The 13,098-nt window shown below is 67.2% G+C and carries 14 protein-coding genes; 6 read left to right on the forward strand and 8 right to left on the reverse strand.

Annotated elements, in window-relative coordinates:
• The first annotated feature begins 170 nt into the window (after window positions 1–170).
• From AE618_RS07040 to pepT, 4 genes are read left to right on the forward strand one after another with little or no spacing between them, the layout of a single operon-like run.
• A complete protein-coding gene (locus tag AE618_RS07040) occupies window positions 171–1,148 on the forward strand; it encodes an ABC transporter permease (protein WP_054208346.1) in 978 nt (325 codons plus the stop codon).
• Window positions 1,149–1,152: 4 nt separating this feature from the next.
• Window positions 1,153–1,983 carry an ABC transporter permease gene (locus AE618_RS07045; protein ID WP_054208347.1) on the forward strand — a complete coding sequence of 277 codons (831 nt, stop codon included), beginning with the start codon at window positions 1,153–1,155 and terminating at the stop codon, window positions 1,981–1,983.
• Window positions 1,980–3,602, forward strand: coding sequence for an ABC transporter ATP-binding protein (locus AE618_RS07050; protein ID WP_054208348.1), 1,623 nt, complete (start codon window positions 1,980–1,982; stop codon window positions 3,600–3,602). The genes AE618_RS07045 and AE618_RS07050 overlap by 4 nt, the downstream gene beginning before the upstream one ends.
• 37 nt (window positions 3,603–3,639) lie before the next feature.
• Window positions 3,640–4,869, forward strand: coding sequence for a peptidase T (gene pepT / locus AE618_RS07055; RefSeq protein WP_054208349.1), 1,230 nt, complete (start codon window positions 3,640–3,642; stop codon window positions 4,867–4,869).
• Window positions 4,870–4,918: 49 nt separating this feature from the next.
• Here pepT and AE618_RS07060 read toward each other — a convergent pair whose 3' ends face one another.
• Window positions 4,919–5,206, reverse strand: coding sequence for a hypothetical protein (locus AE618_RS07060; protein WP_054208350.1), 288 nt, complete (start codon window positions 5,204–5,206; stop codon window positions 4,919–4,921).
• A 191-nt stretch (window positions 5,207–5,397) separates the two neighbouring features.
• Between AE618_RS07060 and AE618_RS07065 the strand changes: the two genes are divergently transcribed.
• Together AE618_RS07065 and AE618_RS07070 are read left to right on the forward strand one after the other, a co-directional pair.
• The gene (locus AE618_RS07065) at window positions 5,398–7,731 is read left to right on the forward strand and encodes a putative bifunctional diguanylate cyclase/phosphodiesterase (RefSeq protein ID WP_197280700.1); all 2,334 of its coding nucleotides are present in this window, start codon (window positions 5,398–5,400) and stop codon (window positions 7,729–7,731) included.
• 152 nt (window positions 7,732–7,883) lie between these two features.
• Complete coding sequence (locus AE618_RS07070) at window positions 7,884–8,615, forward strand: N-acyl amino acid synthase FeeM domain-containing protein (protein WP_054208352.1); 732 nt, start codon at window positions 7,884–7,886, stop codon at window positions 8,613–8,615.
• 130 nt (window positions 8,616–8,745) lie between these two features.
• Here the strand turns inward: AE618_RS07070 and AE618_RS07075 are convergent, their stop codons facing one another.
• From AE618_RS07075 to AE618_RS07100, 7 genes are all read right to left on the reverse strand, one after another.
• Entirely contained in the window at window positions 8,746–9,618 is an 873-nt protein-coding gene (locus AE618_RS07075) for a hypothetical protein (protein WP_054208353.1), read from the reverse strand.
• Between the two features lie 11 nt (window positions 9,619–9,629).
• Window positions 9,630–9,767 (reverse strand): hypothetical protein, encoded by a 138-nt coding sequence (locus AE618_RS27865; protein ID WP_156330157.1) that lies wholly within the window; start codon window positions 9,765–9,767, stop codon window positions 9,630–9,632.
• Window positions 9,768–9,871: 104 nt separating this feature from the next.
• Window positions 9,872–10,222 (reverse strand): hypothetical protein, encoded by a 351-nt coding sequence (locus AE618_RS07080; protein WP_432704493.1) that lies wholly within the window; start codon window positions 10,220–10,222, stop codon window positions 9,872–9,874.
• Window positions 10,219–10,509, reverse strand: a complete 291-nt coding sequence (locus AE618_RS07085) for a GNAT family N-acetyltransferase (protein ID WP_197280701.1) — start codon at window positions 10,507–10,509, stop codon at window positions 10,219–10,221. The genes AE618_RS07080 and AE618_RS07085 overlap by 4 nt, the downstream gene beginning before the upstream one ends.
• Window positions 10,510–10,600: 91 nt before the next feature.
• Window positions 10,601–11,257 carry a class I SAM-dependent methyltransferase gene (locus tag AE618_RS07090; RefSeq protein WP_054208355.1) on the reverse strand — a complete coding sequence of 219 codons (657 nt, stop codon included), beginning with the start codon at window positions 11,255–11,257 and terminating at the stop codon, window positions 10,601–10,603.
• A complete protein-coding gene (locus AE618_RS07095) occupies window positions 11,254–12,039 on the reverse strand; it encodes an ABC transporter ATP-binding protein (protein WP_054208356.1) in 786 nt (261 codons plus the stop codon). The genes AE618_RS07090 and AE618_RS07095 overlap by 4 nt, the downstream gene beginning before the upstream one ends.
• Window positions 12,036–13,073, reverse strand: a complete 1,038-nt coding sequence (locus AE618_RS07100) for a FecCD family ABC transporter permease (RefSeq protein ID WP_054208357.1) — start codon at window positions 13,071–13,073, stop codon at window positions 12,036–12,038. The genes AE618_RS07095 and AE618_RS07100 overlap by 4 nt, the downstream gene beginning before the upstream one ends.
• Window positions 13,074–13,098: the final 25 nt, after the last annotated feature.

Here is a 13,098-nt window from a genome sequence, read left to right on the forward strand (position 1 = left end):
GGGGGCAGTGCCGCTCGCCGCCACAACGACGAGACGGCACGCCCTGCTTTGCGCCCCACCATCCCGGCCTTCCCCACCGCAAGCGGGGGGAAGGAGAAGAGAACGTCGCGCACTATGCCGGGAGGCTCCCGCTGGACCTCGCCCGACCGCAACATATCAGACCGGTTTCCATGCGCATCCTGACCCTCGCGGGGCGGCGTCTCGCCGCCTCGATCCCGACGCTTGTCCTGATCCTGATCGGGGTCTTCGTCCTGCTGCAATTCGCACCGGGAGACACGGTCGACGCGATGATGGCGCAGATGGGCGGCGGCGACGCCGCGACGGCCAAGCAGTTGCGCGAATATTACGGGCTGGATGTCTCCGCCTGGGCCCAGCTCGGCAACTATCTTTGGCGGCTGGTCCGGCTCGATCTCGGCTTCTCGGCGATCTACGGCAAGCCGGTCGCGACCGTGATCGCCGAGCGCCTGCCCGCGACGATCCTGCTGATGACGGCGTCACTCTCGCTCGCCTTCTTCTTCGGCCTGATCTTCGGCGTCATCGCCGCGCGCGGCGTCAACCGCTGGCCCGACACGCTGATCTCGACGCTCGGCCTCGTCTTCTACGCCATGCCGACATTCTGGTTCGGGCTGATGGCGATCGTCGTGTTCGCGATCTACCTGCAGTGGCTGCCCGCCGGCGGCTTCGAAGACATCACGGTCGGGCTGACGGGCTTGGCGCGCACGCTCGACATCGCCCGGCACCTCGTGCTGCCCACACTGACGCTTGGCCTGTTCTACATGGCGATCTATCTGCGCATCATGCGTGGCTCGATGCTTGAGGTGCTGACGCTCGATTTCGTCCGCACCGCCCGCGCCAAGGGCATGGACGAGACCCGCGTCGTCGTCCGCCATGTCCTGCGCAACGCGCTGCTGCCGATGGTCACGCTGATCGGCCTCCAGGCCGGAACGATGCTCGGCGGCTCGGTCGTGGTCGAGAGCGTCTTCTCGCTGCCGGGGCTGGGCCGCCTCGCCTATGAATCGGTGATCCAGCGCGACCTCAACACGCTGCTCGGCATCGTCTTCGTCTCGGCGCTGCTGGTCATCGTCGTCAACTTCATCGTCGACCTGCTCTATGCCCGGCTCGACCCGCGCATCACGACGGGGGGCTGACGCGATGTCCTTCCTCAGGCTCTATTTCCGCAGCCCGCCAGCCGTGATCGGCCTCCTGCTGCTGATCCTCGTCCTGGCGATGGCCGTGAGCGCCGACTGGTTCTACCCGCGCGATCCGCTGGCGCTGGCCGGGCGGCCGCTGATCTGGCCGTTCGCCAATCCGCGCTTCCTGCTCGGCACCGACAATTCCGGCCGCGACATCGCCGCCCAGATCTTCCACGGCGCGCGCATCTCGCTGCTGATCGGGCTGGTCGCGACCGTCATCTCGGTCCTGATCGGCATCACCATCGGCGCACTGGCCGGCTATTACGGCGACTGGGTCGACACCATCCTGATGCGCGTCACCGAGGCCTTCCAGACCCTGCCGAACTTCATCCTGCTGCTGGTCCTCGTCGCCGTCTTCGGCTCGACCATCACCACGGTCACGGTCGCGATCGGCATCGTTTCCTGGCCAGCCTCGGCGCGGCTGACGCGGGCCGAGTTCCTCTCGCTGCGCAACCGCGAATTCGTCCAGGCCGGCCGCACGCTGGGCCTGCGCGACGTCAAGCTGATCTTCGGCGAGATCCTTCCCAACGCGCTGCCGCCCGTCATCGTCTATGCCAGCGTGGTGATGGCGATCGCGATCCTGCTCGAGAGCGCGCTCGCCTTCCTCAAGCTGTCGGACCCCAACGTCGCCTCCTGGGGCAATTTGATCGGCGCCGGCCGCGACGTGCTGCGGGTGCAATGGTATGTCTCGGCCATTCCCGGCGTCGCCATCCTGGTCACCGTGCTTGCCGTCTCGCTCGTCGGGCAAGGCCTGAACGATGCGCTGAACCCGAGGCTGAAGGGCCGATGAGCGCGATCCTCACCCTCGACGGCGTCAGCGTCAGCCTGCCCCGGAATGCCGACCGGCCCCATGCGATGAGCGAGGTCTCGCTGTCGCTCCACGCCAACGAGATCCTCTGTGTCGTCGGTGAATCCGGCTCGGGCAAGTCGATGACGGCCAATGCCGTGATGCGCCTGCTGCCGCCGGGCGTCGCCATCGATGCCGGGCGCATTTTGTTCGAGGGCCGCGATCTCGCGGGCCTGAGCGAGCCGGAGATGCGCAAGGTCCGCGGCGCCGGCATCGCGATGATCTTCCAGGAGCCGATGACGGCGCTGAACCCGCTGATCACCATCGGCGACCAGATCGGAGAGATGTTCACGCTCCACACCGATCTCGGCAAGGCGCAGATCAGGGACCGAGTGCAGGGCCTGCTCGAAGAGGTCGCCATCCCCGATCCGGTCGCCGCGGCGAAGGCCTATCCGCACGAACTATCGGGCGGCCAGCGCCAGCGCGCCATGATCGCGATGGCGCTCGCCCTCGATCCCAAGGTGCTGATCGCCGACGAACCGACGACAGCGCTCGACGTCACCACTCAGGCCCAGATCCTCGAACTCGTCCGCGACCTGCAGAAGCGCAAGGGCACCGCCGTCCTGTTCATCACCCATGATTTCGGCGTCGTCGCCGAGATCGCCGACCGCGTCGCGGTGATGAGCCAAGGCCGCGTCGTCGAGCAGGGCACGGCGGCGCAGGTGCTCGGCGACCCGCAGCACGCCTATACGAAGCAACTCATTGCAGCCGTGCCGCCGCTCAAGGCGCCACCCGCCCGCGAGCTCAGCCCCGAGCCGATCCTGTCCATCGAACACGTCTCCAAGACCTACCGCACCGGCGGATTCCTCGGCCGCGGCCAGCGCGTCACCCATGCGGTCAAGGATGTCTCGCTCGTCCTGCCCAAGGGCGCGACGCTCGGCATCGTCGGCGAGTCCGGTTCGGGGAAATCGACGCTGGCGCGCTGCCTCGTGCGCCTGATCGATCCAGACTGCGGCGCGATCCGAATCTCGGGCACCGATCTCGCCAGCCTCTCCAAATCCGAATTGCGCGAGGCCACGCGCCATATCCAGATGGTCTTCCAGGACCCCTTCGCCTCGCTCAACCCGCGCCGCAAGGCGGGCGACGCCGTCGCTCAGGGCCTGATCGTGCATGGCACGCCGCGCGCACAGGCACTCGCCCGTGCCCGCGAGCTGTTCGCGCTGGTCGGCCTCGACCCGTCGGCGATCGACCGCTACCCGCATGAGTTTTCCGGCGGCCAGCGCCAGCGCATCGGCCTGGCGCGTGCTCTGGCGCTGGAGCCGCGCGTGCTCGTCGCCGACGAGCCGGTCTCGGCGCTCGACGTCTCCGTCCAGGCACAGGTGCTGAAGCTGCTGGCCGAACTGCGCCAGCGGCTTGGGCTCTCGATCGTCTTCATCACGCACGACCTACGCGTCGCGGCCCAGGTCTGCGACCTCGTCGCGGTGATGAAGAATGGCGAGGTCGTCGAGAGCGGGCCGATCGGCGAGGTCTTCGGCGATCCGCAGCACGCCTATACCAGGGCGCTGCTGGCCTCGATTCCCGGCCGGGACTTCAGTATGCGGGAGCAGCGCGAGAACGCCTGACGAGGGTTCGGCGCCGAGCCGACGCCAGGGAGACGCCATGTCCGTTCGCCAGCAACTGATCGAGCGCTTCTTCCGCTATGTCGCGGTCGAGAGCCAGAGCGATGCCAGCGCGACCACCCTGCCGAGCACGCAGGGCCAGCAGCGGCTCGCCGACATGCTGGCGGACGAACTGCGCGGCCTCGGGCTCGAGAACGTCGCCATAGACGAGCACGCGACCGTCACGGCGCGGAAGCGCGGCACGCGGCCGGACGCACCGAAAATCGGTTTCATCGCCCATCTCGACACGGTCGATGTCGGCCTGTCGCCCGCGATCAACCCGCAGATCCTGCGCTTCGAAGGCGAAGACCTCTGCCTGAACCCGCAGCAGGACATTTGGCTGCGCGTCGCCGAGCATCCCGAGATCGCGCCATGGCGCGGCACGGACATCATCGCGGGCGACGGCACCAGCGTTCTGGGCGCAGACAACAAGGCGGCGGTCGCCATCGTCATGACGCTGCTGGCGACGCTTCGTCCCGACGATGCCCATGGCGACATCCTCATTGCCTTCGTGCCCGACGAGGAGATCGGCCTGCGCGGCGCGAAGGCGCTCGACCTCGCACGCTTCCCCTGTGACTTCGCCTACACGATCGACAGCTGCGAACTCGGCGAAGTCGTGATCGAGAACTTCAACGCCGCGGCCGCCGAGATCGTCTTCACCGGCGTCAGCGCCCATCCGATGTCCGCCAAGGGCGTAATGGTCAATCCGCTGCTGATGGCCCATGACTTCATCGCCACGTTCGATCGCGCCGAGACGCCGGAGCGCACCGAAGGCCGCGAGGGGTATGTCTGGTTCAACGAGATCACCGGCCATGCCGGGCAGGCTCGCCTCAAGGCGATGATCCGCGAATTCGACCGCGATCGCTTCGCATGGCGCAAGCGGCGGATCACCGACGTCGCTCACGAGATCGCAAGGCGCTATCCGACCGGCCGCGTCGAATGCAGCGTCACCGACACATATGGCAACATCTCCGACAGCCTGGGGGACGACCGCCGCCCGGTCGCGTTGCTGATGGCGGCGATGGCCGAATTGCAGATCGAGCCCAAGCTGATCCCGATGCGTGGCGGCACCGACGGCGCGGCCCTGTCGGCGAGAGGGATTCCGACGCCGAATTTCTTCACCGGCGCCTATAATTTCCACTCGCGTTTCGAGTTCCTGCCGATCCCCGCCTTCAAAAAGTCCTTCGAGGTCGCGCGCGCGATCTGCATGCGGGCGGCCATGCCCTCATGACAAGGCTCGCCGCCCTGAGCGCAGGGTGATCGGGCAGCCGTTGTGCCGATCAGGACAGGATGCGTGTGATGCCATCGGCGAAGTCCGACGCCCGTTCCTCGCCGGCCTCGGCATAGCCCGGAGCAAACCCGGTGCAGCCGGACGCGACGCCGGTCGTGCCCGACCCTCGCGCGGATCTCCGCAGCAGCGTCGCCTTGAGCGCACACGGCTCGCCGCCCACCATGCCCGACGCCTCCCCCATGTCGAACAGGCATGAGGCGCACGGCAGGCCCGGCCCATAGGACGCACCTGCCCGCAATTCGATGGGGATGCCGGACAACTCCGTTGAAAGAGGCATGGATCGGACTCCAGTGTGACGCAACGCATCGCCGGAACCAACCCTGGCATGGCGGGCCTCACCGAGGCCTTAATTCAGTCTGCGCGATCATCAGTGAGGCAGACGCGCATTGGCCGCGCAGCCTGCCAAATACAACACCATCTTAACTGTAAGGGCGGATGTTGCGCCAAGCTGTCTCACAAGGATTCGAGATGCCATCCAACACCTCTCCTCGCGTGGTCGATCAGGGTTTGCGCGACGAGGTCTATATTTCGCTTGTGCGCTCGCTGTATGCCGATGCGCGGACCCTGATCGTAGGGTCCAGCGGGACGGTCTTGGCGGCTATTCTGAGCGCTCTGTTGACGAGCCATCCGGCATTCTATGCCTGCGCCGCCATTCTGCTCTGCGTGGCGCTGATCCGGGCTGCGGACGTCGCGCAGTTCAAGTCGGCCGGGCACGGGATGCGCGATCGCGGCGACGCCTCCCGCTGGGAGAGACGCTACACCGTCTTTGCCTCGGTCTATGTCTTCGTTCTCGGGATCTGGTGCTTTCTCACCTTCGCGATTCCCGCCAGTCCGCCGGTCCAGCTCCTCGCCTTCTCGATGACGCTGGCCAACCTCATCGGCGTCGCCGGCCGCAACTATGGCAGCCGCATTCTGGTCGCGACCCAGCTGACCTGCGCGGGCGTGCCGCTGCTCGCCGGTCTCATGCTCGCAGGCAACGCCCACTACGCTGTCGTTGCCTGCGTGCTGGGCCCATTCCTTCTGAGCTTCAAGAGCATCGCCGACAAGCTTCGCGCGACACTCACGACGGCCATCGTCTCGGCCAAGCGCGAACGCCTCCTGGCGGCGCGCCTCGAAGCCGCGCTGGACAACATGGCGCATGGCCTGTGCATGTTCGAGCGCGACGGGCGGTTGTCGCTCGTCAACCGCCGCCTGCCGGCCATCGTCGGCCTGCCTGCCGGACTCGCTGAACCGGGTCGCGGCATTGGGCGCTTCCTGGTCCGCAGCCAGCGCTCCGGGCTGATCGGCCGCGCCCAGTTGCGCAGCCTCGTCATGGCCGCCCGCCTGGCCTTGCGCGATCATAGCGAGGCCAGGCTCACCACGCGCCTTGCAAATGGCCGCGTCCTCGACCTGACGTTCCGGACATCGGGCGTCACCGGCACCGTCGTCGTGATCGAGGACGTCACCGAACAGCGCCTGCAGGAGGACAAGATCCGCCAGCTCGCGCATTACGACCCGCTGACCGGCCTGCCCAACCGCAGCCTGCTGAAGACACATCTTCAGACCCTGATGGCCGAGGGCGACCAGAGTCTGGCCATCCTGTTCATCGATCTCGACCACTTCAAGAAGGTCAACGACACGCTCGGCCACCCCTCTGGCGACGCCCTGCTGATCGAGGTGGCCCGCCGGCTCAGCGCGCTCCTTGGTGCCGCATCCCTGATCGCACGGCTCGGCGGCGACGAATTCGTGGTGGTCATTCCAGATCTCGTCGATCGCCAGGCGCTCGAACAGATCACCACGCGCGTCAGTGCCAGCCTGACTCAGCCCTATGAGATCGACGGCAATGCCATCGTCAGCAGCGCCAGCATCGGCATCGCCATCAGCCCCGATGACGGGCGCGACGCCGACATCGTCATCCGCAATGCCGATCTCGCGCTTTATGCGGCCAAGTCGAGCGGCCGCGGCTGCGCGCGCTTCTACGATAGAAGCATGATCGAAGCTGCGCGCACGCGGCGCATCGTCGAACTCGATCTCCGCGAAGCGCTGGCGAGCGACCAGTTCCAGATGTTCTACCAGCCGATCGTCGCGATCGGCTCGGGCAGGATCACCAGTTGCGAAGCGCTGCTGCGCTGGCGCCATCCCGAGAAGGGCATGATTGCACCGGGCGACTTCATCGGCATTGCCGAGGAGGTCGGGCTGATCACGCAGATCGGTCGCGTCGTGCTGGGCAAGGCCTGCCGCGAGGCAATGCTGTGGCCGGCCAGCGTCTCGGTCGCAGTCAACATCTCGGCGATCCATTTTCACGGCGACGTCATCGTGAACGACGTCGCCCAGGCTCTCGCAAGGTCGGGACTGAGCGCGTCCAGGCTCGTGATCGAGCTGACGGAATCGGCCCTGATGCATGACGACGCGCAGGCCCTGTCGACGCTGACGCGGCTGCGCGATCTCGGCGTGCAGATCGCGCTCGACGATTTCGGCACGGGCTATTCCAGCCTGAGCTACCTTCAGTCCTTCCCGCTGCAGAAGATCAAGATCGACCGCTCCTTCGTCTCGGGAGGCCGCGAGACGCAGAAGGACCAGACCCTGCTGGTCGGTATCGCCCGCCTCTGCAAGGAACTCGGGCTCACGGTCGTGGCCGAGGGTGTCGAAACCTCCGAGCAGCTCGACGGGCTGACGAGGATGGGAGCAATCGACGAAGTTCAAGGCTATCTGCTCGCGCGCCCCCAGGCGACGCCGCTCGTGCGCGACCTGATCAGGGCATTTGCGGCGAATTCGCTCACACAGGCCGTCAAACGCACGCCGTCGCGCCGCATCGCGCCCTGAAGACCCCCCGCGCCGGCTAAAGAAACGTCACATCTGCAACACACGGCCGTCATAGCGGACATGCGCCTAATTCTTATGCACGCGGTTGCTTGACGCTGCCGCGACCCAGCAGCAAAGATTAATTGAAATTAACCTTTGCCCACGGTTGCATCATGTCCCATGCCCTCGCTCATCAGATGTTGTCGCTGACTGACAGGGTGTTGCGCGCGCTGGAGCGGATCGATTACCGACTGGCCGTCAGCGAACCGGATCGCGAACGCATTTTCGCGCTGCGCTACCAGGCCTATCTGCGCGAAGGCGCGATCGCGCGCAGCGCCGATGAACGGTTCACCGATGCGGTGGACGACCAGCCGAACTGCTTCATCTTCGGTGTCTACGCCGATGGGGAGCTGGCCGGCGCCATCCGCCTCAGCATCTCCGGCGCAGGCATGCCGGATATCCCGACGGCCAAGGTCTTTCCGGAAACCGTGCTCCCGCAGATCGAGGCCGGGCGTGTGCTCGTCGACCCCACTCGCTTCGTGGCCGATGCGCGGTGGTCGCGCGAATTGCCGGAGCTCGCCTATCTGACCCTGCGCCTGCCCTGGCTGGCAATGGAGCATTTCGGCGCCGACATCATGCTGGCTGCGGTCCGGCCGGAGCATTATCCGTTCTATCGCCGGCTCTGGGGCAACACCGTCGTCAGCCCGCCGCGCCTCTATCCGGGTCTCGCCAAGCCGGTGATGTTGTCGCAGCTCGACTATGCCAAGGCGGCGCCCCGGGTCGAGGCGCTCTATCCCTTCTTCCAAGCCCGCGAGGACGAGCGCGCGGTGATCTTCGGCGCAAGCGCGATCGGGTGGCTGCCCGCGATCATGGCAGCCGCTGCGGCCCGGCCTGCTTTGCCCTGATCCGCTTGGCGCCGGGCATGACGGCGCTCTGGCGTGCCGCTCTGCACAGACGCTGCGCAGCTCCCGGCCCCGACACAAAAAAGAAGGCGCCCGGCGGCGCCTTCTGCTGTCGTGATCGGCAAGCGGTTAATCAGCCACGCCCGAACAGGTCGATCTCTTCATCGCGATGACGCCCGCCGAGCATGGCGGCGAGATAGGCCGCCGCAGCGCCGACCAGCAGCACGGCCGCCGTCAGGAAGGCGACGATGACAGCGGTCTTGCGCGCCTTCTCGGCCGCCTGCTTGGCGGTCTCCTTGGCCTGGTTGAGCTGGGCATAGGCGTCGTCGATGCGCTTCTCTGCGTCGGCCTGCGGAATGTTCATCCGCGTCGCGATGCGCGAGGCGACATATTGCCGGTCGGAAGGTTCGATGCTGCCATTTGCAAGGCTGCGGACGAGGATGCGCGATGCCTCCTCGCGCTCGCCCTGAGTCACCGGCGCCGTACCGTTCGAGCGCATGATGCCGTCAAGCGCCGAGGCGAGAGGGTCGGCCTGCTGGCTGATCAGCGTCCCGGCGCCGCCTGCGACCGCAGCAGCGCCCGTCGCGGCGGTCTTCGCCGCCCCGATCAGCGAGGAGGAGGTGATGAAGGCAACCAGCAGCGCGCCAACGGCCCAGACCACGAGGCCATGCGCGCCGTCGCGGACACCGCGTTCATGCGAGCTGGATTCAGCCAGAGGCTTGCGCATCCGGCCGGCAAGGTAGCCGCCGGCGCCGCAGGCAGAGACGGTCACCCAGAGCGCCCAGAGGGCGGCGGCGACGGCAAGCGCCACCATGCTGGTCGAGCGCGAGGTTTCGGCTGAAACCAGCGACAGGCCGATAGCGGAGCCGAATGCAGCCATGATCGTCGAGATCGCGGCCGAGAGCACAGCGCCGCCGAAGATCGGGCTCCATTCGAGATAGGAGCCCGACGATGCTTCGGAGCCGGGAGGGGAGACGACGACGACGTCGGTTGAACCGAGTGACATGGGCGTACCCCTTACCGAAGACCGAGGAAGGACAGGATGGCCAGAACGACCACGACGAGACCGACGAGATAAATGATACTGTCCATGACAGCCCCCATTTCAGACATGCGCAGCAGCGCGCGTGCCGCCATAACCATGGGGTCGGCCAAGATGTTCCGCGCGGGAGCACCGGCATGGCGCGATCAGCCGCGGGCGACGCAATCCGTCGCCCGGATACCGCGAGACAATCGACCGACCGGGCCTTGGCGAGAGGCTAGGCGCGCGTCTTCCTGAAACCGTCGACCCGGTCCATCACCCACATGGTGAAACGGGCCATCGGCCGCTGCAGGAACGGGACGTCGGCCGCGATCAGCATCAGTCCGAGCGGCAGCATCCAGACGCCGAGGATCGGCAGAAACGAGAAGATCCCGCCGAAAATCAGGGCAAGGCCTGCGGGAAGCCGCGCCCAGCGAGACGCCGGATGGCGAAGCCAGCGCAAGGTCGACGCGAGGCGTTTCGGCAGGTCGCGCTCCAGCCGCTTAAACGCGGCGCGAAGCTCCTGTTGCCCGGCCGACCGGGGCACCGACCGCCCCGGCTGCGCACGATTCGAGAGGCCATCGCTCACCGCGCGAGCACGTCGGAGAATTCCGGATGGCGGCTCGTCCAGGCGGCGGCAAAAGAGCAGGCCGGCACGACGCTGCGACCGCTTGCCCGCGCCATCTCAAAGATGCCGTGGACAAGCCGCGACCCCAGTCCCTGGCCATTGAACGCCGTCGGCACCTCGACATGCGTCACGATCAGCCGCTCGCCATCGCGGCGAAAGCTGGCGAAGGCGAGCCCGCCGGGAAACGCCATCTCGAATCGGTTGGCGGCGACATTCTCGACCACCGGCGCATCCTGATGCTGATCCATCGCCATCCTCTTCCGGAGGAACGCGCCCGCATCGGCGACCGTTTCTCCCCGCCATCAGATAGGAACGATCCCGGCCTGAACCAACCGTGCGCTACGCTTTGCGCGCGCTCAGAACGAACATCGGGACATCGCCCGGATAAGGCGGCGACGCGAACAGATGCTGCCAGGAGCGGGCATCGCCGAAGCCAGTCTCCGCCAGCATCCGCCTGGCATCCGCCTCGGTCAGCCCACCATGCCACGGCAGGCGGGCCGCGAGAGCAGGGTCATAGGTCGAACGGAATTGCGGTGCGACGGACCAGAGCCCGTCCGAGACCAGGACCATCCCGCCCGGACGCAAGGCGGCATGCGCCTGTGCCAGCGCCACCATCGGCTGCTCCAGCGTCCACAGCACATTGCGCAGCGTCACGATGTCGGCGGACGCCGGCTCAATCGCAGCCTGGTCTATCACCGCCGCATCGAATGACACGGAAAGCCCGGCCGCCTCCGCCGCTGCGCGCGCGACCGCAAGCATGCCTTCCGAACCGTCATAGCCCCGCACGCGATGGCCGAGCGAGGCGGCGATGAGAGCGCAGGCGCCGGTTCCGCTGCCGAGATCGACCACATCACGGGGGCCGCCTGCCCCGAAGGCCGCCGCCAGCACGTCGCGCCAGACTCCGCCTTGGGCGACATGGGACGCGACGCCATCGAAGGCCGGCGCGCGCGCATTCCAGTAGGCCGTGACCTCGGCTTGCGTCGTCGCCTCCATCATCGCGGCGTACCCATCTGCGGCGGATCGATCAGGTATTCGATATGGCGCCGGCCCGAGGCGCCCTCGCGAATGCTGACGGCGACGCCGAAGACGCGTGCGATCAGGTCTTCGGTCAGCACCTCCGGAGGCGCTCCCGACGCCACAACCTTGCCTCCATGCAGCACCGCGATCTCGTCGCAGAAAAGCGATGCGAGGTTGAGGTCGTGCAGGGCGATGATGCAGGTGACGCCGAGCTGCCGCAGCAGCGCCAGGATCGAGAGCTGGTGCTGGATGTCGAGATGGTTGGTCGGCTCGTCCAGGATCAGTTCGCGCGGCTCCTGGGCGAGCGCGCGGGCGATATGGACGCGCTGGCGCTCGCCGCCCGACAGCGTTTGCCAGGGCTGGTCGTGCCGCTCGCTCATATCGACGCGCGCGAGCGCCGCCTCGACGGCTTCTTCGTCGGCATCCGTCCAGGAGGCGAGCGCGCCGCGATGCGGCGTCCGCCCGAGCTTGACCACATCGCAGACCGACAGCTGAACCTCCGTCGACGCCTGCTGCTCGACGAAGGCCAGCCGCTTGGCGAGATCGCGCCGCGGCATCGTGGCGAGGTCGCGGTCGTCGAGCGTGACGACGCCGCTCTCGACCTTGCGCAGGCGGCAGAGCAGCCGCAGCAAGCTCGATTTGCCGGAGCCGTTGGGTCCGATCAGCCCGAGAATCCGCCCGGGTTCCGCCGTTAGCGTCACCCCATCGACGATCATTCGCCGCGCCGCGCTCCAACGGATGTCATGGGCCGCCAGCGTCATGTCGGACGCCTGGCACGATAGAGGATCAGCGCGAAGGCAGGTGCGCCGAACAGCGCGGTAACGACACCGATCGGCAGGATCTGTTGCGGAACCAGGATGCGCGACAGGATGTCGGCGAGGATCATGAAGATCGCGCCGATCACCAGGCAGGCGGGCAAAAGCCGCGCATGCGCCGGCCCGACGAGAAACCGCGCCGCATGCGGAATGACCAAGCCGACGAAGCCGACCGTGCCGACGATCGAGACCATGGTCGCCGTCATCACCGCCGTCGTCGCAAACAGCACGATCCGCACCCGCGTCACCGCGACGCCGAGCGAGGCCGCCGCATCCGCCCCGAAGGCGAAGGCGTCGAGCACCTTGGCGTGCAGCATGCAGACGGCAAAGCAGATCAATGCGACCGGCGTCGCGACCCAGACATCGGGCCATCGGACGCCACCGAAATTGCCGAGCAGCCAGAACATAACGCCGCGCGCCTGTTCGGCATTGGCGAGCGTCGTGACGATGGTCGCCGTCGCCGCGTTGAAGAGCTGCGACCCGGCGACACCGGCCAGGATCACCCGGTCGCTCGAGCCGCCCGCCCCCGTCGCCAGCAGCGCCACGACCAGCAGGGCCACCACGGCCCCGATGAAGGCGCCGCCGGAGATCGTCAGGACGGCTCCGCCAAAGCCGAGGATCATCACGGCGACCGCCCCCGTCGAGGCCCCTGCCGAGATGCCGAGAATATAGGGCTCGGCCAGGGGGTTGCGCAGCAGCGCTTGCAGGATCGCGCCCGACAGCGCCAGCGTGCCCCCGCAGAGCGCCGCCAGCAGAGCCCGGCTCAGGCGGTAGTCGAAGATCACGCCCTGCTGGATCGCGCTGACCGGATAGCCGAGATCGAGCACGCCGTTGCCGAGCGCCTGGAAGGCGGTCGATAGCGAGATCTTCATCTCGCCGATGGTCACCGCGAGCGCGAGCGCTGTGATCAGCGCCAGCAGCGCCGCCAAGGCGATCGCGATGCGCGCCGGCCAGTTGGGCTCGATCGGCGCGTGACTCACAGGAGCCGGCTCCCAGGAGAGAGGC

The organism is Allobosea vaviloviae (assembly GCF_001298265.1).
In the GTDB taxonomy this organism is placed as follows: Bacteria; Pseudomonadota; Alphaproteobacteria; order Rhizobiales; family Beijerinckiaceae; genus Allobosea; species Allobosea vaviloviae_B.

Excerpts from the sequence above, each read along its gene's own strand:
- AE618_RS07045 (WP_054208347.1), top strand. The coding sequence starts at position 1,153 with ATGTCCTTCCTCAGGCTCTATTTCCGCAGCCCGCCAGCCGTGATCGGC.
- AE618_RS07090 (WP_054208355.1), bottom strand. The coding sequence starts at position 11,257 with ATGATGGAGGCGACGACGCAAGCCGAGGTCACGGCCTACTGGAATGCG.
- AE618_RS07050 (WP_054208348.1), top strand. The coding sequence starts at position 1,980 with ATGAGCGCGATCCTCACCCTCGACGGCGTCAGCGTCAGCCTGCCCCGG.
- AE618_RS07095 (WP_054208356.1), bottom strand. The coding sequence starts at position 12,039 with ATGACGCTGGCGGCCCATGACATCCGTTGGAGCGCGGCGCGGCGAATG.
- AE618_RS07085 (WP_197280701.1), bottom strand. The coding sequence starts at position 10,509 with ATGGATCAGCATCAGGATGCGCCGGTGGTCGAGAATGTCGCCGCCAAC.
- AE618_RS07060 (WP_054208350.1), bottom strand. The coding sequence starts at position 5,206 with ATGCCTCTTTCAACGGAGTTGTCCGGCATCCCCATCGAATTGCGGGCA.
- AE618_RS07070 (WP_054208352.1), top strand. The coding sequence starts at position 7,884 with ATGTCCCATGCCCTCGCTCATCAGATGTTGTCGCTGACTGACAGGGTG.
- pepT (WP_054208349.1), top strand. The coding sequence starts at position 3,640 with ATGTCCGTTCGCCAGCAACTGATCGAGCGCTTCTTCCGCTATGTCGCG.
- AE618_RS07065 (WP_197280700.1), top strand. The coding sequence starts at position 5,398 with ATGCCATCCAACACCTCTCCTCGCGTGGTCGATCAGGGTTTGCGCGAC.
- AE618_RS07075 (WP_054208353.1), bottom strand. The coding sequence starts at position 9,618 with ATGTCACTCGGTTCAACCGACGTCGTCGTCGTCTCCCCTCCCGGCTCC.
- AE618_RS07040 (WP_054208346.1), top strand. The coding sequence starts at position 171 with ATGCGCATCCTGACCCTCGCGGGGCGGCGTCTCGCCGCCTCGATCCCG.